Raw genomic sequence first — 25,587 nt, forward strand, 5'->3', positions numbered from 1 at the left:
TCAAGGTTCGCGGTAAACCGGCATGGTAGCGCGGATGGCCGCGCGGCAGGTTCCGGGGAGATGAATCCCGCGCCACGCGTGGCGGCGGCGCGGGTGCTCGGTGCTGCGCCGGCGTGCGGCGCAGGCGCGACGGCTCAGTCCGCCAGCAGTCCGGCCGGCAGCTGCATGGTGATGCAGTGCAGGCTGCCGTTCTGCCAGATCAGCGCGCGGCAGGGGATCGGCACGATCTCGTGCTGCGGGAAGGCCTGCGCCATCACCGCCTGCGCCTGCGCATCGGCCGCGTCGCCGTAGGCCGGCATCAGCACCGCGCCGTTGACGATCAGGAAGTTGGCGTAGGACGCGGCCAGGCGCCGGCCCTGATCGATCACCGGCTGCGCCCACGGCAGCGGGAACAGGCGATAGGGCGCGCCGTCTGCGGTACGCAACGCGGCCAGTTCGGCGCCCATCGCCTGCAGCTCGGCGTAGTGCGAATCGCCGGCGTCGTCGCAGGCCTGGTAGACGATGGCGTCGGTCCCGGCGAAGCGGGCGAGAGTGTCGATGTGCGCGTCGGTGTCGTCGCCTTCCAGGTAGCCGTGGTCCAGCCACAGCACGCGCTGCTGCGCCAGCCAGTCGGCCAGGTCGTGGCTGAGCGATTCGCGGCTGCGCTGCGGGTGGCGCTCGTGCAGGCACTGCCAGGTGGTCAGCAAGGTGCCGGCGCCATCGCAGTCGATAGCGCCGCCTTCCAGGGCGAAGTCGATGCGGCGCACGTCGCTGTCGGCGAACAGGCCCTGCTCGGCCAGCACGCTCACCAACTGGTCGTCACGACTGGCCTGGAACTTGCCGCCCCAGCCGGTGAAGCGGAAGTCCAGCAGCTGGAAGCCGCCGCCGGCTCGCGCCAGGGTGATCGGGCCGGAATCGCGCAGCCAGGTGTCGTCGTACTCGGCCTCGACGAAGCGCACCCGCTGCATGTCCACCCGCGCCGAGCGCAAGCGCGCCTCTGCGTAGATTTGCAGGTCGGCGTCGGCCACGCAGATCAGCACCCGCTGGAAGCGCACGATCGCCGCGACCAGGGCGATGTAGGTTTCCTCGACCTCGGCCAGGCGCTCGGCCCAGTCGGTGCCGGCATGCGGCCAGGCGATCAGGATGGCGGACTGGGGTTCCCATTCCGCGGGAAGGCGAAGGCGATCAGTCATTGCGACCACTACTCAGGTTGTGCCCGGCATCGCGCCAGGGTGTGTGTCGTTCCTATCCCGCACCGGCGAGGCGCGGGAGCTTTGCGCCGCGCCGCGGCTGGGCGGCCGCGACGCGGCAGTGCTGGGGTGCTCGGCCAGGCGCAGGCGCGACCGGGCGCAGGATCGGCGTCAGCGGATCGCGGGTTTCGGGCCGATCTCGTTGGCGTCGGCCTTGTTGGCGACCACGTCCACCACCTTCTGCTTCTCGAAGTACACGGTGAAGGCCGGATAGACCCAGCGGTTGATGGTCGGCCATTGCCGCTTCTGGCCGCCGCGCGGCTCCAGCTTCTGCTGCGGTGCGCCGTAGCGCGCCTGCACCTGGGCCATGCTCAGGCCGCGGGTGGGCAGCGCCGCGGCGGGTTCTTCCTTGACCCGGTCGACCAGCAGGGTCTCGGCGTGGGCGCCGCCGGCCAGGCCCAACACGGCCAGCAGCGGCAGGACGGACAGACGATGCTTCATCACGTGTACTCCCCAGAGGACGAACGCCGATTACAGCAAACTTCGATAACAAAAAACCGCCCGAAGGCGGCTTTCGTCGACGACCGGCCACCGCTGCGCGCGGCGCGGCAGGGCAGGCCGGGTCGGATCAGCGCTGACGCGCCTTGAAACGGGGGTTGGACTTGCAGATCACGAAGACCTTACCGCGGCGGCGGACCACCTTGCAGTCGCGGTGACGGGCCTTCGCCGACTTCAGGGAGGACAGGACTTTCATGGCACACCTCGGCGTAAACTTGTGGATTCGAAGGAGGGCGGCACGGCCGAAGCCATGGCGCGGGATCAGTAAGCCGGCGATTGTAGCCTGGTTTTCTTCATGGTTTCAACTGCTTGCGCCAGCCCGGCCGGCGTCGGCGCTACAATGCGCCGCCCCCCGTCCGAGGAACCGCATGAACGAGCCCGCTCCCGTCCTGACCATCGATGGCCCTTCCGGGGCCGGCAAAGGCACCGTCAGCCGCATCGTCGCCGCCCGCCTGGGCTGGCATTACCTGGATTCGGGGGCGCTGTACCGGGCGGTCGGGGTGGCGGCCAGCTGGGCCAATCTGGACATTTCCGACGCCGCAGCGCTGATGCGCTGCACGTTCGACACCCGGGTGGAGTTCGACGAGGTCGCCGATGGCGGCCTGCGGGTGCGGATCAACGGCGCCGATGCCACCGACGAGCTGCGCCTGGAGACCACCGGTGCGGTGGCCTCGGCGATCGCCGCCATCCCCGAGGTGCGCGCGGCGCTGAAACAGCGCCAGCGCGCCTTCCGCACCCCGCCGGGGCTGGTCGCCGACGGCCGCGACATGGGCACGGTGATTTTTCCGGACGCCCCCTACAAGGTGTTCCTGACCGCCAGCGCCGAGGAGCGCGCCCAGCGCCGGCATAAGCAGTTGAAGGAAAAAGGGGTTTCGGTTATATTCGACGACCTGCTGCGCGAGATCATGGCCCGCGACGCACGCGATGCCCAACGCGCGGTGGCCCCGCTGAGGCCGGCAGACGATGCCGTCCTCCTCGATACCACCGGCATGGATATCGACCAGGTGGTGGGCCGCGTCCTGCAGTTGCTGCCGGTCTGAGCGGCACGCAGGGCAGGGCAGCAGTTTGGTGGCGTCATGCGCGCCACCGGTTCCTCGTTACACCCGCAACATCCATGTTCCATCGATAGCGTCAAAGGCTCCGCTGCGCAATTCCGCGCTGCGGTTTTTCCATTCCACACCCGGCCGCCGTTCGGGCCGACTAACAGGTGGACAGTCGCTGTTTTCCAGAAGAAAACGCCCTGTCCGTGTGTCCACTAGAGTAATTTCAAATGACCGAATCTTTTGCCGAACTGTTCGAAGCCAGCCAAGCCAACCTGGCCAAGCTGAAGCCCGGCGCCATCGTCACCGGTACCGTCGTGGAAGTCCGCGGCGACGTGGTGGTGATCAACGCCGGCCTGAAGTCCGAAGGCATCGTGCCGATCGAGCAGTTCCGTAACGACGCTGGCGAAATCGACGTCGCCGAAGGCGACCTGGTCAAGGTCGCGCTCGACTCGCTCGAGAACGGCTTCGGCGAGACCGTGCTGTCGCGCGAGAAGGCCAAGCGCGCCATGGTGTGGGACGAGCTGGAAGAAGCGTTGGAGAAGAACGAGACCATCACCGGCCGCATCAGCGGCAAGGTCAAGGGTGGTTTCACCGTGGACATCAAGGATGTCCGCGCGTTCCTGCCCGGTTCGCTGGTGGATGTGCGCCCGGTGCGCGACCCGGCCTACCTGGAAGGCAAGGAACTGGAGTTCAAGCTGATCAAGCTGGACCGCAAGCGCAACAACGTGGTGGTCTCGCGTCGTGCGGTGGTCGAAAGCGAGCACTCGGAAGAGCGCGAGCAGCTGATGGACAAGCTGCAGGAAGGCGCGATCCTGAAGGGCGTGGTCAAGAACCTGACCGACTACGGCGCGTTCGTGGACCTGGGCGGCATCGACGGCCTGCTGCACATCACCGACATGGCCTGGAAGCGCGTGCGCCATCCGTCCGAAGTGGTCAACGTCGGCGACGAGCTGGACGTGCGCGTGCTGAAGTTCGATCGCGAGCGCAACCGCGTCAGCCTCGGCCTGAAGCAGCTGGGCGAGGATCCGTGGGACAACATCGCGCGTCGTTACCCGGCCAACAGCCGTGTGTTCGGCAAGGTCTCCAACGTCACCGATTACGGCGCGTTCGTCGAGATCGAGCCGGGCGTGGAAGGCCTGGTGCACGTGTCCGAGATGGACTGGACCAACAAGAACGTCAACCCGTCCAAGGTCGTGCAGGTCGGCGACGAAGTCGAAGTGATGGTGCTGGACGTGGACGAAGAGCGTCGCCGCATCTCGCTGGGCATGAAGCAGGTCGCCGCCAATCCGTGGGAAACCTTCGCCGCCACCCACAAGAAGAACGACAAGGTGTCCGGCCAGATCAAGTCGATCACCGATTTCGGCATCTTCATCGGCCTGGACGGCGGCATCGACGGCCTGGTGCACCTGTCCGACATCAGCTGGAACACCACCGGCGAAGACATCGTGCGCAACTTCAAGAAGGGCGACACGCTGGAAGCAGTGGTGCTGGCGGTGGACCCGGAGCGCGAGCGCATCAGCCTGGGCGTCAAGCAGCTGGAGCAGGATCCGTTCGGCCAGTACATGGCTGCCAACCCGAAGGGCTCGAAGGTCGAGGGCGTGGTGCGTGAAGTGGACGCCAAGGGCGCCACCATCGACCTGGCCGACGGCATCGAAGGCTACGTCGCCGCGCGCGACATCGCCAACGAGCGCGTCGACGACGCCAGCCAGCACCTGAAGGTCGGCGACAAGATCGAAGCCAAGTTCGTGGGCATGGACCGCAAGGGCCGCACCCTGCAGCTGTCGATCAAGGCCAAGGACGATGCCGAAATGCGCGAAGTGCTGGAGGAATACCAGTCCGCGTCGGGCGGCACCACCCAGCTGGGCGCGCTGCTGCGTGCGCAGCTGAACGGCAACAAGTCCGAGTAATCCGCCACACGCAGCGTTACTGGCACGGCCCGGTGTTCCCGGGCCGTGCCAGGTTGCGACCCCACTGCACGAATCCGTAATGACCAAATCCGAACTGATCGAAATCCTGGCGCGCAAGCAGGCGCATCTGAAGTCGGACGACGTCGATCTGGCGGTGAAGTCGTTGTTGGAAATGATGGGCGGCGCCCTTTCCGGCGGCGATCGTATCGAGATCCGTGGCTTCGGCAGCTTTTCCCTGCATTACCGGCCGCCGCGCCTGGGACGCAATCCCAAGACCGGCGAGTCCGTCGCGCTTCCCGGCAAGCACGTGCCGCATTTCAAGCCCGGCAAGGAGCTGCGCGAGCGCGTGAGCGGCGTCGTCCCGGTCGAATCCGACACGCCCTGAGCCCGGCGTCCGGCGCTTGCCGGAATCCACGCCTGTTCGGCTAATCTAGTGTCTCCCGACGCTGGAGTTGCTCATGAAGATTGCACGACTGCTGATCCTGCTGGTGTTGCTGTTGGCCGGCTTGGTCATCGGGTCGCTCAATTCGCAGCCGATCCAGATCAACTTCGTGTTCTCCAGCATCGCCACCACCTCCGGCATCGCCATCATCGTCTCGCTGTTCGCCGGCGTGCTGATCGGCGCCTCGCTGGTCCTGGCGGCCCTGGTGATCCCCCTGTATGCCAAGCTGCGTCGCGCCAACAAGGCCGCGAACGCCGCTGCCCCGGCCGTCGCGCCGGTTTCCACCCATGCCCACCAGCCCTTGGACGGACGCTGATCTTCGATGGACTTTCTGACCGAGTGGTTCTGGTTCTTCCTGTTCCTGCCGCTGGCGGCATTGAGCGGCTGGGTGATCGGCCGCCGTGGCGGCCAGCGCCATGGCGATACCCAGGTCAGCCGGCTGTCCAGCACCTATTTCCGCGGCCTCAACTATCTGCTCAACGAGCAGCCGGACAAGGCGATCGAGCTGTTCCTGCACATCGCCGAACTGGACAAGGAAACCTTCGAGACCCAGGTCGCGCTGGGCCACCTGTTCCGCCGCCGCGGTGAGGTCGACCGCGCCATCCGCCTGCACCAGGGCCTGGTCCAGCGCGGCGACCTGAGCGACGCGCAGCGCGTGCAGGCCTTGCTGGCCCTGGGCGAGGACTACATGAAGTCGGGGCTGCTGGACCGCGCCGAAACCGTGTTCACCGAACTGGCGCAGATCGACCAGCGTGCGCCGCAGGCGCTCAAGCACCTGATCGGCATCTACCAGGCCGAACGCGACTGGGAAAAGGCCATCGACAACGCCACCCGCTACGAAGAGGTGACCGGCGAGCCGATGGGCAAGCTGATCGCCCAGTTCGAATGCGAACTGGCCGACCGCTATCGCGCCTCGGGCAAGAATGACTTGGCGCGGGAGGCGATCGCGCGCGCCTACCAGGCCGATGCCAAGTCGGTGCGTGCCGGCATCCTGGAAGGGCGCATCGATGTCGACGACGGCAACGACGAGGCCGCCATCCGCGCCTTCGAGCGCGCCGCGCGCCACGACCCCGACTACCTGCCGGAGATCATGCCGGCGCTGATGGAGTGCTACCGCCGCGGCGACGATCTCAGCGGCGCGCGCGCGTTTCTGTCGGAGATGACCGAGCACTACCGCGGCATCGCCCCGGTGCTGGCGCTGACCCGCCTGATGGAGTCGCAGGAAGGCATTTCCGCCGCACGTTCCTACCTCGGCCGGCAGCTCAAGGACCGGCCGTCGGTGCGCGGCGAGTCCGCGCTGATCGACCTGACCCTGGCCGAGGGCGCCGATTCCACCGCGACCCTGCAGGATCTCAAGCACATCACCGACCAGTTGCTGGTGCGCAATCCCAGCTACCGCTGCACCCGCTGCGGCTTCGGCGCGCGCACCCACCACTGGCAATGCCCCAGTTGCAAGGAGTGGGGCACGGTCAAGCCCCTGCTCAACTACGCGGTGGTGTAGTGCCCATCGCAGGAGCCGCGCTGCTCTTGGCGCTCGGGGTGTTCAGCGCGGCTGGCACCTGGCTGTCGCGCCAGTACGCACTCAAACGCAAGCTGATGGACGCGCCGGGCGAGCGGCGCAGCCACACCGTGGCCACGCCGCGCGGCGGTGGCGTGGCGATCGTGGCGGCGGTGTTGCTGGCCTGCGCCTGGGCGGCGCTGCAGTGGCCGCAGCACGGCGCCGGCATCGCCACCGTCGCGGCCGGCCTGCTGCTGGTGGCCGGCATCGGCTGGTGGGACGACCACCGGTCGCTATCGGCGGCGCTGCGCTTGCTGGTGCATGCGGTCGCCGCGACCCTGCTGGCTGCACTTGTCTACAAGGCGAGCCAACCGCTGTGGATGGTCGCGCTGGTGTGGTTGGCGACGGTTTCGCTGATCAATATCTGGAATTTCATGGACGGCATCAATGGCCTGGCCAGCAGCCAGGCAATGATCGCGGCCCTGGGATTCGCTTGCCTGCTGCCGGCTTCGTTGCGCTGGCCGTGCTGGGTGCTGCTAGTGGCCTGCGTGGGATTTTTGCCGTTCAACTACCCCCGGGCGCGCATTTTCCTCGGCGATGTCGGCAGCGGCGCGCTTGGCTACCTGATTGCCGCGCTGTTCGCCTGGTGCCTCGTCGCCGGCGAACAGGCGCCCTGGCTGCCGGCATTGCCGCTGTCGGCCTTTGCCATCGACGCAGGCTTCACGCTCGTCTCGCGCATGCTCGCCGGCGAACGCTGGTGGCAGCCGCACGCGCAACATTTTTATCAGCGTTGGGTACACACCGGCAGTAGCCATACTGTCGTCACGCTCGCCTACGGTCTGTTCAGCATTGTCGCGATTACAATTGCGCGGCTGGGCAGGCCCCTGGATACGGGCATGCAGGCCGGTCTGACGATCGCCTGGTTCTGTTCGGCAGGTGTGCTTTGGCTGGCCTTGCGCAACTGGATGCGCCGAACTCTCACGGATCACTGATGCTTTCCACGCGCGACCGAGTCACCGAACTGTTTCCCAAGGCCTCCGTGGTTGTCCACGATCTGGCCATCGTCTGGGTCTGTTGGCAGCTGCTGCACGCGGCGCGCTACACCATGCTCCCCGGCGAGCACCCGCTGCCGCTGTGGAACCTCAACACCGCCATCGTGCTGTTGGCGCAAGGTCTCGTGTTCTGGAAGGTCGGCCTGTATCGCGGCCTGTGGCGCTTTGCCAGCGTCCCGGACCTGCTCAATATCTTCAAGGCCAGCTTCTATGGCCTGGTGGCGATCGTGCTGGGGCTGGCCTACAGCCGCTTCGACGCGATTCCGCTCTCTGTGCTGATGGTGTATCCGTTCGCGCTGTCGGCGCTGCTGGGCGCGCCGCGCCTGCTGTACCGCGCCTGGAAGGATTATCAGATCGCGCATTCGGACGATACCGCGCGGCGGGTATTGATCGTCGGCGCAGGCCGTGCGGCCGAGGCGCTGGTACGCGACCTGCGCCGTTCCGGCGCCTATCATCCGGTCGGCTTCGTCGACGACGCTGGTCACCTGCACGGCGCCAAGCTGCAGGGTCTGCCGATCCTGGGCAGCATCGACGAAGCCGGTGCGATCGCCAAGGAAACCGCCGCCAAGCTGCTGGTGATCGCGATTCCGTCGCTGGACGCGGCCGGCATGCAACGGGTGGTGGCCATCTGCGAAAGCACCGGCCTGCCGTTTCGCACCGTGCCGCGCCTGCTCGACGTGCTCGAGGGCCATTACCTGCCGGGCGAACTCAAGGAGGTCGCGATCGAGGACCTGCTCGGCCGCAAGCCGGTGACCCCGGACTGGAAACTGATCAAAGGTTGGTTGTCCGGGCGCACCGTGCTGGTGACTGGCGCCGGCGGCTCGATCGGCTCGGAACTGTGCCGTCAGTGCGCGCGTCACGGCGCGCGCAAGATCGTGCTGCTGGAGATCAACGAACTGGCGCTGATCACCATCCATGCCGACCTGCACCGTACGTTTCCCGATCTGGAGATCGACTGCGTGCTCGGCGACTGCGGCGATCCGGCAGTGATCCGCCACGCCATGCAGGTAGCCGAGCCGGACGCGGTGTTCCATGCCGCCGCCTACAAGCAGGTGCCGCTGCTGGAGCGGCAGTGCCGCGAGGCGGTGCGCAACAACGTGCTGGCCACCGAGAACGTGGCACGCGCCTGTGTCGCGGCCAAGGTCTCGACCTTCGTGTTCATTTCCACCGACAAGGCGGTCAATCCGGTCAACCTGCTCGGTGCGTCCAAGCGCTATGCCGAAATGGTGTGCCAGTCGCTGGACGACCAGGCGGTGAGCACGCGCTTCGTCACCGTGCGCTTCGGCAACGTGCTGGACTCGGCCGGCAGCGTGGTGCCGCTGTTCCGCGAGCAGATCCGCCAGGGCGGTCCGGTGACGGTCACCGATCCGCAGGTGACGCGCTACTTCATGACCATTCCCGAAGCCAGCCAGCTGATCGTGCAGGCGGCGGCCTCGGCATCGCATGGCGCCATCTATACGCTGGACATGGGCGAGCCGGTGCCGATCCGCCTGCTTGCCGAGCAGATGATCCGCCTGGCGGGCAAGCAGCCCGGGCGCGACATCGCCATCGTCTACACCGGCCTGCGGCCGGGCGAGAAGCTGCACGAGACGCTGTTCTACGCCGACGAGAACTACCGGCCCACCTCGCATCCGAAGATCCTCGAGGCCGGCGTGCGCAGCTTCTCGCGCGAGGACGTGCTGCGCGGCGTGCAGCAGTTGCGCGCCGCCGTGGCCGACTACGACAGCGACACCATCGAGAAGGTGTTGCGCATGACCATGCCGGAGTTCGCGCCCTTGCGTCAGCAAGACGGTCACGACGGCTCCGCTACCATCGTTCCATTCCCCGCACGCGAGGCCAGAAGGCTCTGATGAGCAAGAGAATCCGCAAGGCAGTATTCCCGGTGGCAGGTTTGGGTACCCGCTTCCTTCCCGCTACCAAGACGGTTCCCAAGGAAATGTTGCCGATCATCGATCGGCCGCTGATCCAGTACGCCGTGGACGAGGCGATCGAAGCCGGGTGCGACACCCTGATCTTCGTCACCAACCGCTACAAGCACGCGGTCGCGGATTATTTCGACAAGGCCTACGAACTGGAGCAGAAGCTGGAGCGTGCCGGCAAGCACGAACAGCTGGAAATGATCCGTCACGTGCTGCCGGACGGCGTGCGCGCGATCTTCGTGACCCAGGCCGAAGCGCTGGGCCTGGGCCACGCCGTCCTGTGCGCCAAGTCGGTCATCGGCGACGAGCCGTTCGCGGTGTTGCTCCCGGACGACCTGATCTGGAACCGCGGCGACGGCGCGCTGAAGCAGATGGCCGATCTCAACGAGCGCAGCGGCGCCAGTGTGATCGCGGTGGAAGACGTGCCGCACGAGAACACCGCCAGCTACGGCATCGTCGCCACCGAGGCCTTCGACGGCCGCAAGGGCCGCATCGCGCAGATCGTCGAGAAGCCCAAGCCGGAAGACGCGCCGAGCGATCTGGCGGTGGTCGGGCGCTACGTGCTCAGTTCGAAGATCTTCGAACTGCTGGAAAGCACCGGCACCGGTGCCGGCGGCGAGATCCAGCTGACCGACGCCATCGCCGCGCTGCTGAAGAGCGAAGAAGTCGATGCGTATCGCTTCGAGGGCACCCGTTTCGACTGCGGGACCCACCTGGGCCTGGTCGAGGCGACCATCCGGTTTGCGCTGGAGAACAAGAAGCTGGCCAAGCCGGCGCGCGAGAAGCTGACCCAGATGCTCGCCGAGGAGTGAGCCTGGTGCCGCGCGCCGCTGCAGGCGGCGCGCTGGCCAAGAGCTTCAGGCACTGAGTCGATCCAGATAGGTCGAATCAGGTGACAAACAGAAAAAGGCAGCCGTGAGGCTGCCTTTTTCTGTTTTTGCGCTGGTCTGACAACAACGCTTGGTGCCGGACCCTCACCCCAACCCCTCTCCCGGCGGGAGAGGGGCTATAGCTGTTCCCTTTTCCCATCGGGACCATGGTGCCCTTTGGGGAAAGATGGCCCGCAGGAACGGACGAGGGTAGGGGCCCGCATGCTTACAGTGCTTCGATGATCCCCGCGGCGCCCATGCCGGTGCCGATGCACATGGTGACCATGCCGTACTTCTGCTTGTGGCGGCGCAGGCCGTGCACCAGGGTCGCGGTGCGGATCGCGCCGGTGGCGCCGAGCGGATGGCCCAGGGCGATGGCGCCGCCCAGCGGGTTGACCTTGGACGGATCCAGGCCGCTGTCGCGGATCACCGCCAGCGACTGCGCGGCGAAGGCTTCGTTGAGCTCGATCCAGTCCAGTTGGTCCTTGCTCAGGCCGGCCTGCTTGAGCGCCTTCGGAATCGCCTCGATCGGGCCGATGCCCATCACTTCCGGGCGCACGCCGGCGACCGAGAAGCTGACGAAGCGGGCCAGCGGGGTCAGCCCGTAGTCCTTGATCGCCTGCTCGGAGGCCAGCAGCACCGCACCGGCGCCGTCGCTCATCTGCGAGGAGTTGCCGGCGGTGACGCTGCCGCCGAACTGGCCGTTGCGGAACACCGGGCGCAGCTTGGCCAGGCCTTCGATCGAGCTGTCCGGACGCGGGCCTTCGTCGGTGTCGACCAGCTTCTTGCGCAGGGCGATGACGTTGCCGGCCAGGTCGGGCTGGTGCGAGAGGATCTCGTAGGGGCTGATCTCGTCGCGGAATTCGCCGGCGGCGATCGCGGCGACGGCCTTCTGGTGCGAGGCGAGGGCGAAGGCATCCTGGTCCTCGCGCGACACCTTCCATTCCTCGGCCACCTTCTCGGCGGTGATGCCCATGCCGTAGGCGATGGCGACGTGGTCGTCGGCGAACACGCTCGGCGACAGCGCGACCTTGTTGCCCATCATCGGCACCATCGACATCGATTCGGTGCCGCCGGCCAGCATCAAGTCGGCGTTGCCCAGGCGGATCTGGTCGGCGGCCAGCGCCACCGCCTGGATGCCCGAGGAGCAGAAGCGGTTGATGGTCTGCCCGGCCACCGAGTTCGGCAGGCCGGCCAGCAGCACGCCGATGCGCGCCACGTTCATGCCTTGCTCGCCCTCGGGCATCGCGCAGCCGATGATCGCGTCGTCGATGCGCGAGGTGTCGATGCCCGGCGCCTGCGCCACCACCGCGCGCAGCACGTGCGCCAGCATGTCGTCGGGACGGGTGTTGCGGAACATGCCCTTGGGCGCCTTGCCGACCGGGGTGCGGGTGGCGGCGACGATGTAGGCTTCCTGGATCTGTTTGCTCATTTGGCTTTCTCCGAAAGCCGGGATTGGGGATTCGGGATTGGGGATTCGTCAGAGCGGATCCCGGCACCCGAATATTTCCTGCCCGGCGGATGAATTTGTGGGAGGCGAGAATCGTTGGTAGTGGGGATCCGCCGTAACGAATCCCCAATCCCGACTCCCGAATCTCAGTTCCTGAGTGGCTTACCCGTCTTGAGCATGTGCCCGATGCGTGCCTGGGTCTTTTCCTGCTGGGCCAGTTCGACGAAGTGCTTGCGCTCGAGCTTGAGCAGCCATTCCTCGTCCACCAGCGCGCCGCGGTCGACCTCGCCGCCGCACAGCACGGTGGCGATGCGGGTGGCGATCTCGTAGTCGTACTCGCTGATGAAGCGGCCTTCCAGCATGTTGACCAGCAGCATCTTGAAGGTGGCGATGCCGACGTCGCCGGCGACCTGGATGCGTCGCGCCGGCAGCGGCGGGCGGTAGCCGCCCTCGGCCAGGGCGCGCGCCTCGGCCTTGGCGATGTACAGCGATTCGTAGCTGTTGAACACCACCTTGTCGGTGCCGCGCAGCAGGCCCAGTTCCTTGGCGTTGACCGCCGAGGTGGAGACCTTGGCCATGGCCACGGTCTCGAAGGTCTTCTTCAGCTCGGCGAACACGTCGCCGCCCGGACCCGCGGCCTGCGCCGCGCGCACCGCGATCTCCTTGAGGCCGCCGCCGGCCGGCAGCAGGCCCACGCCGGCCTCGACCAGGCCGATGTAGCTCTCCAGCGCGGCCACGGTCTTGGCGCTGTGCATCTGGAACTCGCAGCCGCCGCCCAGTGCCAGCCCGCGCACCGCCGCGACCACCGGCACCAGCGAATACTTGATGCGCTGGCTGGTGGCCTGGAAGTTGGCGACCATCGCCTCGAACGCATCGACCTTGCCGGCCTGCAGCAGGCCCAGCGCGCCGGCCAGGTCGGCGCCGGCGGAGAAGGGTTCCTTGTGCTGCCACAGCACCAGGCCCTTGAAGTCCTTCTCGGCGCGGCCGACCGCTTCCTGCAGGCCGTCCAGCACCTGGTCGGAGACGGTGTTCATCTTGGTCTTGAAGCTGACCACGGCGATGTCGTCGCCGTCGTGCCACATGCGCAGGCCGTCGTTCTCGAACACGGTCTCGCCCTGCGCGAACTTCTCGCCCAGCAGCGGATCGGGGAAGCGCTGGCGCTTGTACACCGGCAGCGCCGAGCGCGGCAGCTTGGCGTCGCGCGCCGGGCTGTACGAGCCCTCGGCGGCGTGCACGCCGTCGCGGCCGTCGAACACCCAGTTCGGCAGCGGCGCGCTGCTCATGCTCTTGCCGGCGGCGATGTCGTCGGCGATCCACTGCGCGACCTGCTTCCAGCCCGCCGCCTGCCAGGTCTCGAACGGACCCAGCGCCCAGCCGTAGCCCCAGCGGATCGCCAGGTCCACGTCGCGCGCGGTCTCGGCGATGTCGGCCAGGTGGTAGGCGCTGTAGTGGAACAGGTCGCGGAAGGTCGCCCACAGGAACTGCGCCTGCGGATGCTGGCTCTCGCGCAGCTTGGCGAACTTCTCGGCCGGGTTCTTGATCTTCAGGATCTCGACCACTTCCGGCGCGGCGGCGCGGTCGGCCGAGCGGTAGTCCTGCTTCTGCAGGTCCAGCACCACGATGTCCTTGCCGACCTTGCGGAAGATGCCGGCGCCGGTCTTCTGGCCCAGCGCGCCCTTGCCGATCAGCGCCTCCAGCCACTTCGGCGCCTTGAAGAAGGCATGCCAGGGATCGTTCGGCAGGGTGTCTCCCATGGTCTTGATGACGTGCGCCATGGTGTCCAGGCCGACCACGTCCGAGGTGCGGTAGGTCGCCGACTTGGGACGGCCGACCAGCGGGCCGGTGAGACCGTCGACCTCGTCGAAGCCCAGGCCGAACTGCTCGGTGTGGTGGATGGTGGACAGGATCGAGAACACGCCGATGCGGTTGCCGATGAAGTTGGGCGTGTCCTTGGCGTAGACCACGCCCTTGCCCAGGGTGGTGACCAGGAAGCTTTCCAGGCCTTCCAGCACCGCCGGCTCGGTGTGCTTGGCCGGGATCAGTTCGGCCAGGTGCATGTAGCGCGGTGGGTTGAAGAAGTGCACGCCGCAGAAACGGTGACGCAGCTGTTCCGGCAGCACGTCGGACAGGGCGTTGATGCCCAGGCCGGACGTGTTGGAGGCCAGCACCGCATGGTCGGCCACGAACGGCGCGATCTTCTTGTACAGGTCCTGTTTCCAGTCCATGCGCTCGGCGATGGCTTCGATGATCAGGTCGCAGCCGCGCAACTGCTCCAGGCCGGAGTCGTAGTTGGCCGGGGTGATGGCCTCGGCCAACGCGGTGCTGGCCAGCGGCGCCGGGCTGAGCTTGGTCAGGTTGGCGATCGCCTTGAGCACCACGCCATCGGCGGGGCCTTCCTTGGCGGGGAGGTCGAACAGCACGGTGTCGACGCCGGCGTTGGTCAGGTGCGCAGCGATCTGCGCACCCATCACGCCCGCGCCCAGGACGGCGGCACGGCGGACGAGCAGGGGATTGGACATAGCGATCAGCCTCTGTGGGTCAACGTTTGCGGGATCAGGGAACCGAATGGGCGAGGAAGCCGGCTTCGGCGAAACGGATGAGTTCGCGGGCGGCGTGGGCGCGGTGTGCGCCCTCGCTGACGCCGGCGGGACGCTTGATCAGGCCGAAATCGGCCATGGCGTAGGTCAGGGCGCCGGCCAGGAAATCCAGGCGCCAGTAAAGCTCCTGCTTGCTAAGCCCGGGCACGCAGGCGGCGATGGCCTTGCCGAACTCGCGCAGCACATGGCCGTAGTGGTCGGACAGGAACTGGCGCAGGCTGTCGTTGTTCTCGGCATAGGCGCGGGCGATCACCCGCACGAAGGCGCCGCCGCTCTGCCGCTCCTGGGCCATCGCCAGGGCCGGCTCGACGAAGGCCGCCAGTACCGGGCCGAGCTGGCCGGGATGCTGCCGTTGCGCGGTTTCCAACTGCGCCATGCGCGCGGCGGTCATTTCGTCCATGCGCCGCCGGAACACCTCGTTGACCAGGTTTTCCTTGGACCCGAAGTGGTAGTTCACCGCGGCGATGTTGACGTCGGCCTGGCTGGTGACCTGGCGCAGCGAGGTGCCGGAAAAGCCGTGCTGCGCGAACAGTTCCTCGGCCGCGCTGAGGATGCGGTCCTTGGTCGAGAAGTGCGCTTGCTTTGCCATGCGGCCGCCAGAATCAATCAAACGATTGTTTGAGTCTAGGCCCGGGCGGTGGGCGCGTCATGCTGCTTTGCAGCACGATTCAGCCTGGCCGTGCAAAGCCGGCGCCGATTGGATAGAATTGTCCATCGCAATTCTGGCTAAGCCCGCGTTTTGACGCGGGTTTTTTTCATGTTAACCTCGGGCCTTCAGTGGCCCGCCCAACGGAGAACCTCCCATGGCGCTGGAGCGCACCCTGTCCATCATCAAGCCCGACGCCGTCGCCAAGAACGTCATCGGCGAAATCTACTCGCGCTTCGAGAAGGCCGGCCTGAAGGTCGTGGCCGCCAAGTACAAGCAGCTGTCGCGCCGCGAGGCCGAGGGCTTCTACGCCGTGCACCGCGAGCGTCCGTTCTTCAACGCGCTGGTCGAGTTCATGATCTCCGGCCCGGTGATGATCCAGGCGCTGGAAGGCGAGAACGCCGTGGCCGCGCACCGCGACCTGCTGGGCGCCACCAACCCGAAGGACGCCGCGCCGGGCACCATCCGCGCCGACTTCGCCGATTCGATCGACGCCAACGCCGCGCACGGCTCGGACTCGGTCGAGAACGCCGCCAACGAAGTGGCGTATTTCTTCGCCGCCACTGAAGTGGTTTCGCGCTAAGCGAGGTCGTCGTGAACGAGGTCGTCCATCCTCCCTTGGCCATCGCCGATCCCGTGCGGACCGGCGCGGCGGCCAAGCAGAATCTGCTCGACCTCGATCGCGAGGGGCTGGAGCGCTTCTTCGCCGAGACCCTCGGCGAAGCGCGTTACCGCGCCCACCAGGTGATGAAGTGGATCCACCACCGCTACGTCACCGACTTCGACCAGATGACCGACCTCGGCAAGGCGCTGCGCGCCAAGCTGCAGCAGCATGCCGAGGTCGTCGTCCCCAATATCGTGTTCGACAAGCCTTCCGCCGACGGCACCCACAAGTGGCTGCTGGCGATGGGCGTGGACGGCAAAAACGCGATCGAGACCGTCTACATCCCCGACAAGACTCGCGGCACTCTGTGCGTGTCCTCGCAGGTCGGCTGCGGCCTCAACTGCACGTTCTGCTCCACCGCCACCCAGGGCTTCAATCGCAACCTTTCCACCGCCGAGATCATCGGCCAGGTGTGGGTGGCGGCGCGGCATCTGGGCAACGTGCCGCACCAGATGCGCCGTCTCACCAACGTGGTGATGATGGGCATGGGCGAGCCGCTGATGAATTTCGACAACGTCGTGCGCGCGATGAGCGTGATGCGCGACGACCTGGGTTACGGCCTGGCCAACAAGCGCGTGACCCTGTCCACCTCGGGCCTGGTGCCGCAGATCGACCGCCTGTCCAGCGAGAGCGACGTGTCGCTGGCGGTGTCGCTGCATGCGCCCAACGACGCGCTGCGCGAGACCCTGGTCCCGCTCAACAAGAAGTACCCGATCGCCGAACTGATGGACGCCTGTGCGCGCTACCTGCGCGCCAACAAGCGCCGCGAGTCGGTCACCTTCGAATACACCCTGATGAAGGGGATCAACGACCAGCCCGAGCATGCGCGGCAACTGGCGCGGCTGATGCGCCAGTTCGACAACGCGGTGCAGGCGTCGAACGCCGGCAAGGTCAACCTGATCCCGTTCAATCCGTTCCCGGGCACGCGCTACGAGCGCTCCGGCGAGACCGAGATCCGTGCGTTCCAGAAGATCCTGCTGGACGCGCAGGTGCTGACCATGGTGCGGCGCACGCGCGGCGATGATATCGATGCGGCCTGCGGGCAGCTCAAGGGGCAGGTCATGGACCGCACCCGCCGGCAGGCCGAGTTCAAGCGCGAATTGCAGACGCGGGCGGATCGGGATGCGGCGGCGTAGCCAAGGGCGTTCCATCGCGGTGGTGGCGATCGCAGTGTTGGCCTTGCCGGGCTGCAACTGGATTGCTGCCAAGACCGGCACCGTGCGCACCGCCGAACAGGTGCAGCCGCATTATTCCTTCCGCGACAGCCGCGCGGTGAAGTCGCGCGTGGCCTTGCAGGAACAACTGGGCCTGGCCGCCAACGGGCTTGCCTCCAACGACCTGGATGCAGCGCAGACGCACGCGCGCAAGGCGCTGGCGGTGGATGCCGACTCGGTCGACGCACTGACCGTGCTGGCGGTGGTCGCCGATCGCAAGGGCGATGCCGCGACCGCCGGTGGGTACTACCGCAAGGCCGCCGAGCTGGCGCCGAGCAACGGCGCGACCTTGAACAACTACGGCGCCTGGTTGTGCGCGAACGGCTCGCCGGCGGAGTCGCTGGCCTGGTTCGACCGCGCGCTCGCGCTCCAGGACTACGCCACGCCGGCCTCGGCGCTGGCCAACGCCGGCGGCTGTGCGCTGCAGGTCGGCCAGCGCGAGCGTGGCGAACGCGACCTGCGCAAGGCGCTGGAGCTGGATCCGGACAACGCGTACGCGCTCGAGGCGATGGCCCGCAACGAGGTCGCGCAGGGGCGCTTTTTCGAGGCGCGGGCCTTCTCCGAGCGGCGACTGGCGGCTGCGCCTGCCACCGCTTCCGTGTTACAACTTGCTATTCAGATTGAGCAAAGGCTGGGCGACAAGGCTGCCGCCGGCCGTTACCAACAGCGGTTGCGCAAGGAGTTTCCCGACGCCGCGACCACGACACCCGGGGCTAGTGCATTGTGATCAGTGATTCCAATCCGAACGCTTTCGATGGCGCCAAAGGCTGCGGGCAACAGCTCCGCGAAGCGCGCGAAGCGGCCGGCCTGAGCATCGACGACGTCGGCAGCCGACTGCGCATGCCGGTGCATGTGGTGCAGGCACTCGAGTCGGAGCAGTGGCAGCGCCTTGGCGCGCCGGTCTTTGTCCGCGGGCAGCTGCGCAGCTACGCGCGCCTGCTCGGCGTCGACCTGGAGCCCTTGCTGCAGACCGCGCAGATCGCGCCGGTGCAGCCGGTCGAGTTGATCAGCCACACGCACACGCCGCCGCTGCGGCGCATGCTCGAGAGCGCCACGCGGCGCATGGTCTACGTGGTGATCACCGCCGGATTGGCGGTGCCGGTGTGGTACGCCACCCGCAGCCATTTCGCCGACGACGGCGGTCCCAGCACCGCCTCGCTGGACGTGGTACCGGGCACGCCGGGCACGACCGCTGCCGCGACGGCGACGCCGGCCAACGGTGCTGCTGCGCCGGTGCCGGCCGCGCCGGCGGCCACGCGTCCGGCGCCCAGCGCCGCGCCGTACATCGCGTCGCTGACGCCGATGCCGCGTCCGGCGGCGGAGCCGGAGAAGAACAGCCTGAGCCTGTCGTTCCAGGGCGACAGCTGGGTGCAGATCCTCGCGCCCGACGGCACGCCGGTGGAGAAGGCACTGCTGAAGGCCGGCGAGACCCGCACGTATGCGCCGGGGCAGGTCGGACGTGTGGTGCTGGGCAATGCCTCGGCGGTCCAGGTTCAGCAATCCGGGAGTACCGTGGATCTGACTCCGTTCAGGCGCGCGAACGTGGCGCGCTTTGCGGTATCCTCTGACGGTTCCGTGGTGCCCGCCTCCGAGTGACGGCGGCGCGGTTCCTCATTTTCAACATTTCATGTCCCGTCGCAGCGGCGGGGCGAGAGTACGCATGGCGATTGACGACCTGCTCGACGAGCACGAACAAAGCGAACGCGTCCGCACTTGGCTCAGGAAGAACGGCGCCGGCCTGATCGGCGGCATCGTCCTGGGCCTTAGCGCGATCATCGGCTGGCAGTGGTGGACCAAGCAGCGGTCCAACGATCTGGCCCAGGCCAACACCCGCTACGAAGCGGTGCTCAAGAGCATCCAGGCCAATCAGCTGGACAAGGCGGCCAAGGACATGGCCGAACTGCAGCAGGGCTCGACCAACATCTACGCCGAACTGGCGGCGCTGCGCCTGGCCAAGGCGCAGGTCGATGCCGGCAAGTCCGACGCCGCGTTGACCACGCTGCGAGCGCTCAAGACCGACGGCGAAATGAAGGTGCTGGTCGACCATCGTGTGGCGCGGTTGCTGATTTCCGGCGGCAAGCCGCAGGACGCGCTGGCGCTGGTGGCCTCGGCCACCGATTCGCAGGGTCTGGAGATTCGCGGCGATGCGCTGATCGCGCAGGGCAAGCGCGACGCGGCGCGCGACGCGTACGCCAAGGCGCTGACCAGTCTGGACGTGGCCTCGCCGCAGCGGCGCGTGGTCGAAACGAAATTGATGGATGCGGGCGGCAGCGTGCCGAATGCCGCGGAGCCGATCTGATGAAGGTAGTCATGTTCAAGCGTGTCGCCACCGTGGCCCTGCTGGGTCTGGCCTTGTCGGGCTGCACCACCGTCAAGGGCTGGTTCGCCGGCAAGGATGCGGCCGCCAAGAAGGCCGCCGAGCCGGCCGAACTGGTGAAGTTCACCCCGTCCGTGAAGGTGGTGAAGCTGTGGTCCACCGACGCCGGCAAGGGTGAGCGCCTCATCGGCGTGCGCCAGCGCCCGGTGGTGGCCGACGGCAAGGTGTATGCGGCCGCGACCTCCGGAACGGTGTACGCGCTGGATCTGCAGACCGGCAAGACCATTTGGGAATACGACGCCAAGCAGGCGCGCAAGCAGCAGCTGTCGCAGGCCGAGGACCAGCCGAAGAGCCAGGTCGAGAGCGAGTCCGGCAAGAACCTGTCCAAGGACGAGCGCGCCGCCTACAAGCAGCGCTTGCGCAACGAGAAGCAGCAGGCCAAGGAGCGCAAGCGGCTCGAGAAGAAGCGTCCGCTGCCGCGCTTTGCCGGTGGCCCGGGCGTGGGCGACGGCCTGGTGGTCGTCGGTGCGCTGGACGGCGCCGTGATCGCGCTCGATGCCGCCAACGGCACCGAGAAGTGGCGCGCCAAGGTGCCCAACGAAGTGATCGCCGCGCCGGTGATCGCGCAGAACATGGTGTTCGTGCGCAGCAACGACGGCCGCACCACCGCCTTCGATGCGGCGACCGGGCAGCAGCGCTGGTTCAATGCGCAGGAACTGCCGAGCCTGACCGTGCGCGGCAACGCGCCGGTGGTGGCGGGTCCGGGCGTGCTGTTCATCGGCAACGACGACGGCACGCTGGCCGCGCTGGCGATGCAGGACGGTCGCGTGCTGTGGGAGCAGACCATCGGCGTGCCGGAAGGCCGCACCGAGCTGGAGCGCATGGCCGACGTCGACGGCGCCCCGGTGCTCGACGGCACCACGCTGTATGCGACCAGCTTCAAGAACGAGACCGTGGCGCTGGAAGGCCCGAGCGGCCGCCCGCTGTGGAACCGCGATCATGGCGGCGCCGGCGGTGTCGGCGTCAGTTCCGGCAACGTGGTGGTGGCCGACAACGCCGGCACCGTGTGGGCGCTGGACAAGGCTTCCGGATCGGCCATGTGGTCGCAGCCGGGGCTGGCGCGCCGCTCGCTGACCGGCGTGGCGATCCAGGGCGATTACGCCGTGGTCGGCGACTACAAGGGCTATCTGCACTGGCTGCGGCTCGACAACGGCGAGTTCGCCGCGCGCGAGCGGGTCGGCCGCAAGCCGCTGGTGGCGCAGCCGGTGGTCGCGGATGGGATCCTGCTGATGCAGAACACGAAAGGCGACCTGACCGCGTTCCGGTTGGGTCAATAACAAGAGAAGGATGTCGCGATGCTGCCGCTGGTCGCCCTGGTTGGACGGCCGAATGTCGGCAAGTCCACGCTGTTCAATGCGCTGACGCGCAGCCGTGACGCGCTGGTCCACGACCAGCCCGGCGTCACCCGCGACCGCCACTACGGGGTATGCCGGCTGCAGCCGGACACCCCGTTCGTGATCGTCGATACCGGCGGCATCTCCGGTGAAGAGGAAGGCTTGGCCGGCGCCACTGCCGAGCAGGCGCGCGCCGCCGCCGGCGAGGCCGACCTGATCCTGTTCGTGGTCGATGGCCGCGAGGGATCGTCTGCGCTCGACGACGAGATCCTGGCCTGGCTGCGCAAGCTGGCGCGGCCGACCCTGCTGCTGATCAACAAGATCGACGGCACCGACGAGGACCAGGTGCGCGCCGAATTCGCGCGCTACGGCCTCGGCGACGCCATCGCGGTCTCCGCCGCGCATCGCCACGGCATCGACGACCTGCTCGAAGAAGTGCTGGAGCGGCTGCCGGAAGAGGGCGCCGGCGAGACCCTGGACACCGATCCGGCGCGCATGCGCATCGCCTTCGTCGGCCGCCCGAACGTGGGCAAGTCGACCCTGGTCAATCGCCTGCTGGGCGAGGAGCGCATGATCGCCTCCGAAGTCCCCGGCACCACCCGCGACTCGATCGCGGTGGACCTGGAGCGCGACGGCCGCCTGTACCGGCTGATCGACACCGCCGGCCTGCGTCGCCGCGGCCGCGTCGAGGAGGCGGTGGAGAAGTTCAGCGCGTTCAAGACGCTGCAGGCGATCGAACAGTGTCAGGTGGCGGTGCTGATGCTCGATGCCGGCGAAGGCGTGACCGACCAGGATGCGACCGTGCTCGGCGCGATCCTCGATGCCGGCCGGGCCCTGGTGGTGGCGATCAACAAGTGGGACGGGCAGAGCGACTACCAGCGTGCGCAGGCCGAAGACCTGCTGTCGCGCAAGCTCGGCTTCGTGGCCTGGGCCGAGGCGGTGCGCATCTCGGCCAAGCACGGCTCGGGCATGCGCGAACTGTTCCAGGCGATCCATCGCGCGCACGCCTCGGCGGTGCGCGAGTTCAGCACCAGCGAGGTCAACCAGGCGCTGGAAATCGCCTACGAGAGCAATCCGCCGCCGAGCATCCGCGGCCACGTCTCCAAGCTGCGCTACGTGCATCCGGGCGGCAGCAATCCGCCGACCTTCATCGTCCACGGCACGCGCCTGAAGGTGCTGCCGGAGTCGTACAAGCGCTACCTGGAGAACTTCTTCCGCAAGCGCTTCAAGCTGGTCGGCACGCCGGTGCGTTTCATGTTCCGCGAAGGCGCCAACCCGTACGAAGGCAAGAAGAACGTGCTGACCGAGCGCCAGATCGCCAAGAAGCGGCGCCTGATGAAGCACGTCCGCGGCAAGTAGCCGCACGATGGACCCACGGCGCGCGATCACCCTCGGCATCCTTGCCGGTGGCCGCGCGCAGCGCCTGGGCGGATGCGACAAGGCCTGGCTGCAACGCGGCGGGCAGGCGCAGGTGCACTGGCTGGTGCAGGCGCTGGCGCCTCAGGTCTCCCAAGTGCTGGTCAGTGCCAACCGCAGCTTGCCGCGCTATGCCGCCATCGGCCTGCGGGCCGTGCCGGACCGTGTCGCGGCGCCGGCCGGGGCGGAACGTTCGCTGGGGCCGATCGCCGGGCTGGACGCGCTTGCTGCCGCCTGCGCCACGCCCTGGCTGCTGATCGTGCCGGTCGACATCTGCGTGTTGCCGCCTGATCTGCCTGCGGTGCTGGCCGCAGCCGCTGACGAGTGCGATGGCGCCTGGCTCGAGGATGCTGCCGGCGCGCAGCCGCTGGTCGCGCTGTACCGATTGGCCGCGCTGCGCCCGGCGCTGGAGGAGGCGCTGACAGCCGCCCGCTACGCGCCGCGCGCCTTGCAGCAGCGCCTGCGGATGCGGCCGGTGCCGCTGCCGGAAATCGTGCTGGGTAATCTGAACACGCCGCAGGACCTGGCTGCAGCGGGTATCCTGCCGCCACCATGACCGACTATCCCTCCCGGATCGCCTACACCGACGCGCTGGCGATCGTCGCCGCCGCGGCGCGTGCCCGTTCCGTCAACAGCGAGCGCCTGGCGGCGTCGCGCGCCGATGGCCGCATCCTGCTGGAACCGCTGGATGCGCCGATCGACCTGCCGCCGTTCGCCAACAGCGCGATGGACGGCTTCGCACTGCGCCATGCCGACCTGATCCCGGGCGCGCCGAGCGACTTGCGCCTGGCCGGCGAGCAGTTCGCCGGCGCCGATCGGCAGCAGGCGCTCGCGCCCGGCGAATGCCTGCGGGTCACCACCGGCGCGCCACTGCCGGCCGGGGCCGATACGGTGGTGATCAAGGAGAACGTGCACGAACACGAGGGCATGGTGCAGGTCCCCGCCGACATCGCCGTCGGCGCACACGTGCGGGCGCGCGGCGAAGACGTGCGCGCCGGCGAGCGCGTGCTCGAGGCCGGCATGCTGCTGACGCCTTCGCGCATCGGCCTGGCCGCGGCCTTGGGCGTGGACCAGCTGATGGTGGCGGCGCGGCCGACCGTGGCGGTGTTCGCCACCGGCGACGAACTGGTCGAGCCGGGCCTGCCGTTGCAGCCGGGGCAGATCTACAACAGCAATCGCGACATGCTGATGGCGCAGTTACGCCTGCTCGGCCTGGCGCCGACCGCGTGGCCGACCCTGCCGGACGATCCGCAGCGCATCCAGACCATGCTCGCCGACGCCGCCTCGGCGTTCGACGTGGTGCTGACCTGCGGCGGCGTCTCTGCCGGCGAGAAGGACTACCTGCCGCGGCTGCTGGCCGAACACGGCCGCATCCTGTTTTGGAAGGTGCGCATGCGCCCGGGCATGCCGCTGCTGTTCGGTGAGTGGGACCGCGCCCTGTTCCTGGGCCTGCCGGGCAATCCGGTGTCGGTGCTGGCGACCTTCCTGGCGATCGGTCGGCCGTTGCTGGATGCGCTGCAGCGGCGCAGCGAACCGCATCGGGCCTGGCGCGCCCGGCTGGCGGCCGGCTGGGACAAGCGGCACGACCGGCTGGAGTTTCTGCGCGGGCGCATGCGCTGCGACGCCCACGGTCAGCTCTGGGCAGAGCCGAATCCCGCGGACGGCTCGCATCGCCTGCGCGGCGCTGCCGACAGCGACGTGCTGCTGCGGCTGGAGGAGGGCGCGCGCCAGTTCCAGGCCGGCGACGTGGTCGAGGTGGTGCCGTACTGAGCCGCGCCGCGGACGGCGGACGCGCGCCCGGTTTGCGCCGATAATGCGCGCATGGGCATTCGAGAACTCACTCCTGCACAGGCGCAGGCGCGGCAGGCGCAGGGCGCGCGCCTGATCGACATCCGCGAGGAGCACGAGCGCGTCACCGGCATGGCCGAGGGCGCGCAGGGCGTGGCCCGCGCGCAGTTGCAGGCCGACCCGGCGGCCTATCTTGGCGCCGACACCGAGGTGCTGCTGATCTGCCAGAGCGGCAAGCGTTCGCACGACACCGCATTGTTCCTGGCGCAGGCCGGCTATACCCAGGTCGCTTCCGTACTGGGCGGCACCACGCGCTGGCAGCGCGAAGGCTTGCCGTTGCAGCGACCGGCGCTGTCGCCGGAGCAGGAAGACTTCTTCGATCGCTATTCGCGGCATCTGCGCCTGCCCGAAGTCGGGGTCGAGGGCCAGCGCCGGCTGCAGGCCGCGCGCGTGCTGCTGGTCGGCGCGGGTGGCCTGGGTTCGCCCGCCGGTTTCTACCTGGCCGCGGCCGGGGTCGGGCAGTTGCGCATCGCCGACGACGACGTGGTTGAGCGCAGCAATTTGCAGCGGCAGATCCTGCACGGCGACGCGCGGATCGGCCAGGCCAAGGTGGATTCGGCTGCGGCGAGCCTGGGCGCGTTGAACCCGGGCGTGCGCGTGGAGGCGGTGCGCGAGCGGGTCACCGCGGACAACGTCGAGCGGCTGCTGCAGGACGTGGACGTGGTGCTGGACGGCTCGGACAACTTTCCCGCGCGCTACCTGCTCAACGATGCCTGCGTGAAGCTGGGCAAGCCGTTGGTATACGGCGCGGTGCAGCGCTTCGAGGGCCAGGTCAGCGTATTCGACGCCGGCCGTCGGCGTGGGCAGGCGCCATGCTACCGCTGCCTGTTCCCGGAGCCGCCGCCGCCGGAGTTCGCGCCGAACTGCGCCGACGCCGGCGTCCTCGGCGTGCTGCCCGGCATCGTCGGCCTGCTGCAGGCCAACGAGGTCTTGAAGCTGCTGCTCGACATCGGCGAACCCCTGCGCGGCCGCCTGTTGCACTTCGATGCCCTGGCGATGCGCTTCCGCGAAACCCGCCTGTCCGCCGATCCGCAGTGTCCGCTGTGTGCGCCGGAGCGGCCGTTTCCTGGCTATATCGACTATGCGCGGTTCTGTGGGGCTGAGGGTTAGCTGCTACCAGGTGTGGCTGTTCGCCGCGGCACCCGTACCCTCATCCGCCCCTGCGGGGCACCTTCTCCCGTTGGGAGAAGGGAGGTGCGGTCTCGATGGCGGAAGCAGCGCCGCGCACGCTCAAGCCCCTCTCCCATCGGCAGAGGGGTTGGGGTGAGGGTGCGGCGCGCAGCGACTCGCGATGCAAGGCTGCGCTGGCTTTCGTTGTACGCCGCGGCATCCGTACCCTCATCCGCCCCTGCGGGACACCTTCTCCCGGTGGGAGAAGGGAGGCGGGGTCTCTCGATGGCGGAAGCAGCGCCGCGCACGCTCAAGCCCCTCTCCCATCGGGAGAGGGTTGGGGTGAGGGTTTGGCGCGAAGCGACTCGCGATGCAAGGCTGCGCTGGCTTTCGTTGTACGTCGCGGCGTCCGTACCCTCATCCGCCCCTTCGGGGCACCTTCTCCCGGTGGGAGAAGGGAGGAGGGGTCTCGAT

24 protein-coding genes are annotated in these 25,587 nt (G+C 68.0%); 18 read left to right on the forward strand and 6 right to left on the reverse strand.

What is annotated here, in order from left to right:
* Nucleotides 1–134 precede the first annotated feature (134 nt).
* The 3 genes from AC1PMG_RS09530 to ykgO form a co-directional block, all read right to left on the reverse strand.
* Entirely contained in the window at nt 135–1,172 is a 1,038-nt protein-coding gene (locus tag AC1PMG_RS09530) for an agmatine deiminase family protein (RefSeq protein ID WP_284467289.1), read from the reverse strand.
* A gap of 168 nt (nt 1,173–1,340) precedes the next feature.
* Nucleotides 1,341–1,670, reverse strand: coding sequence for a hypothetical protein (locus tag AC1PMG_RS09535; RefSeq protein ID WP_017913727.1), 330 nt, complete (start codon nt 1,668–1,670; stop codon nt 1,341–1,343).
* Between the two features lie 127 nt (nt 1,671–1,797).
* The gene (gene ykgO / locus AC1PMG_RS09540) at nt 1,798–1,923 is read right to left on the reverse strand and encodes a type B 50S ribosomal protein L36 (protein WP_010342887.1); all 126 of its coding nucleotides are present in this window, start codon (nt 1,921–1,923) and stop codon (nt 1,798–1,800) included.
* Between the two features lie 172 nt (nt 1,924–2,095).
* Here ykgO and cmk point away from each other — a divergent pair, with 172 nt between their 5' ends.
* From cmk to galU, 8 genes are all read left to right on the forward strand, one after another.
* Nucleotides 2,096–2,767, forward strand: coding sequence for a (d)CMP kinase (gene cmk / locus AC1PMG_RS09545; RefSeq protein ID WP_481111430.1), 672 nt, complete (start codon nt 2,096–2,098; stop codon nt 2,765–2,767).
* 230 nt (nt 2,768–2,997) lie between these two features.
* Complete coding sequence (gene rpsA, locus AC1PMG_RS09550) at nt 2,998–4,677, forward strand: 30S ribosomal protein S1 (RefSeq protein ID WP_010342889.1); 1,680 nt, start codon at nt 2,998–3,000, stop codon at nt 4,675–4,677.
* Between the two features lie 79 nt (nt 4,678–4,756).
* On the forward strand, nt 4,757–5,062 hold the full coding sequence (locus tag AC1PMG_RS09555) for an integration host factor subunit beta (RefSeq protein WP_010342890.1): 306 nt from the start codon (nt 4,757–4,759) through the stop codon (nt 5,060–5,062).
* A gap of 73 nt (nt 5,063–5,135) precedes the next feature.
* Complete coding sequence (locus AC1PMG_RS09560; RefSeq protein ID WP_481111431.1) at nt 5,136–5,435, forward strand: LapA family protein; 300 nt, start codon at nt 5,136–5,138, stop codon at nt 5,433–5,435.
* A gap of 6 nt (nt 5,436–5,441) precedes the next feature.
* On the forward strand, nt 5,442–6,620 hold the full coding sequence (gene lapB, locus AC1PMG_RS09565; RefSeq protein WP_017916917.1) for a lipopolysaccharide assembly protein LapB: 1,179 nt from the start codon (nt 5,442–5,444) through the stop codon (nt 6,618–6,620).
* Entirely contained in the window at nt 6,620–7,609 is a 990-nt protein-coding gene (locus AC1PMG_RS09570; RefSeq protein WP_481111432.1) for an MraY family glycosyltransferase, read from the forward strand. Before lapB ends, AC1PMG_RS09570 begins: the two co-directional genes overlap by 1 nt.
* A complete protein-coding gene (locus AC1PMG_RS09575; RefSeq protein WP_481111433.1) occupies nt 7,609–9,519 on the forward strand; it encodes a polysaccharide biosynthesis protein in 1,911 nt (636 codons plus the stop codon). The genes AC1PMG_RS09570 and AC1PMG_RS09575 overlap by 1 nt, the downstream gene beginning before the upstream one ends.
* The gene (gene galU, locus AC1PMG_RS09580) at nt 9,519–10,400 is read left to right on the forward strand and encodes a UTP--glucose-1-phosphate uridylyltransferase GalU (RefSeq protein ID WP_029562082.1); all 882 of its coding nucleotides are present in this window, start codon (nt 9,519–9,521) and stop codon (nt 10,398–10,400) included. Before AC1PMG_RS09575 ends, galU begins: the two co-directional genes overlap by 1 nt.
* Nucleotides 10,401–10,683: 283 nt before the next feature.
* Here the strand turns inward: galU and AC1PMG_RS09585 are convergent, their stop codons facing one another.
* From AC1PMG_RS09585 to AC1PMG_RS09595, 3 genes are all read right to left on the reverse strand, one after another.
* Nucleotides 10,684–11,889, reverse strand: coding sequence for an acetyl-CoA C-acyltransferase (locus tag AC1PMG_RS09585; RefSeq protein ID WP_481111434.1), 1,206 nt, complete (start codon nt 11,887–11,889; stop codon nt 10,684–10,686).
* A 164-nt stretch (nt 11,890–12,053) separates the two neighbouring features.
* Nucleotides 12,054–14,426: a 3-hydroxyacyl-CoA dehydrogenase/enoyl-CoA hydratase family protein gene (locus tag AC1PMG_RS09590; RefSeq protein WP_481111435.1), complete on the reverse strand. Its 2,373-nt coding sequence runs from the start codon at nt 14,424–14,426 to the stop codon at nt 12,054–12,056.
* A gap of 34 nt (nt 14,427–14,460) precedes the next feature.
* Complete coding sequence (locus AC1PMG_RS09595; RefSeq protein WP_017910707.1) at nt 14,461–15,093, reverse strand: TetR/AcrR family transcriptional regulator; 633 nt, start codon at nt 15,091–15,093, stop codon at nt 14,461–14,463.
* 214 nt (nt 15,094–15,307) lie between these two features.
* On the opposite strand from AC1PMG_RS09595, the gene ndk reads away from it, so the two are divergent.
* The 10 genes from ndk (at nt 15,308) to moeB (ending at nt 25,113) form a co-directional block, all read left to right on the forward strand.
* The gene (ndk, locus tag AC1PMG_RS09600) at nt 15,308–15,733 is read left to right on the forward strand and encodes a nucleoside-diphosphate kinase (RefSeq protein WP_002812972.1); all 426 of its coding nucleotides are present in this window, start codon (nt 15,308–15,310) and stop codon (nt 15,731–15,733) included.
* An 11-nt stretch (nt 15,734–15,744) separates the two neighbouring features.
* Entirely contained in the window at nt 15,745–16,950 is a 1,206-nt protein-coding gene (gene rlmN, locus AC1PMG_RS09605; protein ID WP_087963570.1) for a dual-specificity RNA methyltransferase RlmN, read from the forward strand.
* 13 nt (nt 16,951–16,963) lie between these two features.
* Nucleotides 16,964–17,755, forward strand: coding sequence for a type IV pilus biogenesis/stability protein PilW (gene pilW, locus AC1PMG_RS09610; RefSeq protein ID WP_026143845.1), 792 nt, complete (start codon nt 16,964–16,966; stop codon nt 17,753–17,755).
* Nucleotides 17,752–18,624 carry a helix-turn-helix domain-containing protein gene (locus AC1PMG_RS09615; protein WP_481111436.1) on the forward strand — a complete coding sequence of 291 codons (873 nt, stop codon included), beginning with the start codon at nt 17,752–17,754 and terminating at the stop codon, nt 18,622–18,624. The genes pilW and AC1PMG_RS09615 overlap by 4 nt, the downstream gene beginning before the upstream one ends.
* A gap of 64 nt (nt 18,625–18,688) precedes the next feature.
* Complete coding sequence (locus AC1PMG_RS09620; RefSeq protein WP_481111437.1) at nt 18,689–19,327, forward strand: YfgM family protein; 639 nt, start codon at nt 18,689–18,691, stop codon at nt 19,325–19,327.
* On the forward strand, nt 19,327–20,682 hold the full coding sequence (gene bamB, locus AC1PMG_RS09625; protein WP_342071922.1) for an outer membrane protein assembly factor BamB: 1,356 nt from the start codon (nt 19,327–19,329) through the stop codon (nt 20,680–20,682). The genes AC1PMG_RS09620 and bamB overlap by 1 nt, the downstream gene beginning before the upstream one ends.
* A gap of 18 nt (nt 20,683–20,700) precedes the next feature.
* Entirely contained in the window at nt 20,701–22,098 is a 1,398-nt protein-coding gene (gene der, locus AC1PMG_RS09630) for a ribosome biogenesis GTPase Der (protein ID WP_481111438.1), read from the forward strand.
* Nucleotides 22,099–22,105: 7 nt separating this feature from the next.
* On the forward strand, nt 22,106–22,711 hold the full coding sequence (mobA, locus tag AC1PMG_RS09635) for a molybdenum cofactor guanylyltransferase (RefSeq protein WP_481111439.1): 606 nt from the start codon (nt 22,106–22,108) through the stop codon (nt 22,709–22,711).
* A complete protein-coding gene (locus AC1PMG_RS09640; protein WP_481111440.1) occupies nt 22,708–23,925 on the forward strand; it encodes a molybdopterin molybdotransferase MoeA in 1,218 nt (405 codons plus the stop codon). Before mobA ends, AC1PMG_RS09640 begins: the two co-directional genes overlap by 4 nt.
* A 51-nt stretch (nt 23,926–23,976) precedes the next feature.
* On the forward strand, nt 23,977–25,113 hold the full coding sequence (gene moeB / locus AC1PMG_RS09645; protein WP_481111441.1) for a molybdopterin-synthase adenylyltransferase MoeB: 1,137 nt from the start codon (nt 23,977–23,979) through the stop codon (nt 25,111–25,113).
* The last annotated feature ends 474 nt before the right edge of the window (nt 25,114–25,587 follow it).

This window comes from Xanthomonas sp. NCPPB 2250 (assembly GCF_056725265.1).

Excerpts from the sequence above, each read along its gene's own strand:
- lapB (WP_017916917.1), top strand. The coding sequence starts at position 5,442 with ATGGACTTTCTGACCGAGTGGTTCTGGTTCTTCCTGTTCCTGCCGCTG.
- AC1PMG_RS09640 (WP_481111440.1), top strand. The coding sequence starts at position 22,708 with ATGACCGACTATCCCTCCCGGATCGCCTACACCGACGCGCTGGCGATC.
- mobA (WP_481111439.1), top strand. The coding sequence starts at position 22,106 with ATGGACCCACGGCGCGCGATCACCCTCGGCATCCTTGCCGGTGGCCGC.
- AC1PMG_RS09535 (WP_017913727.1), bottom strand. The coding sequence starts at position 1,670 with ATGAAGCATCGTCTGTCCGTCCTGCCGCTGCTGGCCGTGTTGGGCCTG.
- AC1PMG_RS09560 (WP_481111431.1), top strand. The coding sequence starts at position 5,136 with ATGAAGATTGCACGACTGCTGATCCTGCTGGTGTTGCTGTTGGCCGGC.
- AC1PMG_RS09555 (WP_010342890.1), top strand. The coding sequence starts at position 4,757 with ATGACCAAATCCGAACTGATCGAAATCCTGGCGCGCAAGCAGGCGCAT.
- AC1PMG_RS09585 (WP_481111434.1), bottom strand. The coding sequence starts at position 11,889 with ATGAGCAAACAGATCCAGGAAGCCTACATCGTCGCCGCCACCCGCACC.
- AC1PMG_RS09530 (WP_284467289.1), bottom strand. The coding sequence starts at position 1,172 with ATGACTGATCGCCTTCGCCTTCCCGCGGAATGGGAACCCCAGTCCGCC.
- cmk (WP_481111430.1), top strand. The coding sequence starts at position 2,096 with ATGAACGAGCCCGCTCCCGTCCTGACCATCGATGGCCCTTCCGGGGCC.
- der (WP_481111438.1), top strand. The coding sequence starts at position 20,701 with ATGCTGCCGCTGGTCGCCCTGGTTGGACGGCCGAATGTCGGCAAGTCC.
- AC1PMG_RS09575 (WP_481111433.1), top strand. The coding sequence starts at position 7,609 with ATGCTTTCCACGCGCGACCGAGTCACCGAACTGTTTCCCAAGGCCTCC.
- bamB (WP_342071922.1), top strand. The coding sequence starts at position 19,327 with ATGAAGGTAGTCATGTTCAAGCGTGTCGCCACCGTGGCCCTGCTGGGT.
- AC1PMG_RS09620 (WP_481111437.1), top strand. The coding sequence starts at position 18,689 with ATGGCGATTGACGACCTGCTCGACGAGCACGAACAAAGCGAACGCGTC.
- ndk (WP_002812972.1), top strand. The coding sequence starts at position 15,308 with ATGGCGCTGGAGCGCACCCTGTCCATCATCAAGCCCGACGCCGTCGCC.
- rpsA (WP_010342889.1), top strand. The coding sequence starts at position 2,998 with ATGACCGAATCTTTTGCCGAACTGTTCGAAGCCAGCCAAGCCAACCTG.
- AC1PMG_RS09595 (WP_017910707.1), bottom strand. The coding sequence starts at position 15,093 with ATGGCAAAGCAAGCGCACTTCTCGACCAAGGACCGCATCCTCAGCGCG.
- ykgO (WP_010342887.1), bottom strand. The coding sequence starts at position 1,923 with ATGAAAGTCCTGTCCTCCCTGAAGTCGGCGAAGGCCCGTCACCGCGAC.
- moeB (WP_481111441.1), top strand. The coding sequence starts at position 23,977 with ATGGGCATTCGAGAACTCACTCCTGCACAGGCGCAGGCGCGGCAGGCG.
- AC1PMG_RS09590 (WP_481111435.1), bottom strand. The coding sequence starts at position 14,426 with ATGTCCAATCCCCTGCTCGTCCGCCGTGCCGCCGTCCTGGGCGCGGGC.
- galU (WP_029562082.1), top strand. The coding sequence starts at position 9,519 with ATGAGCAAGAGAATCCGCAAGGCAGTATTCCCGGTGGCAGGTTTGGGT.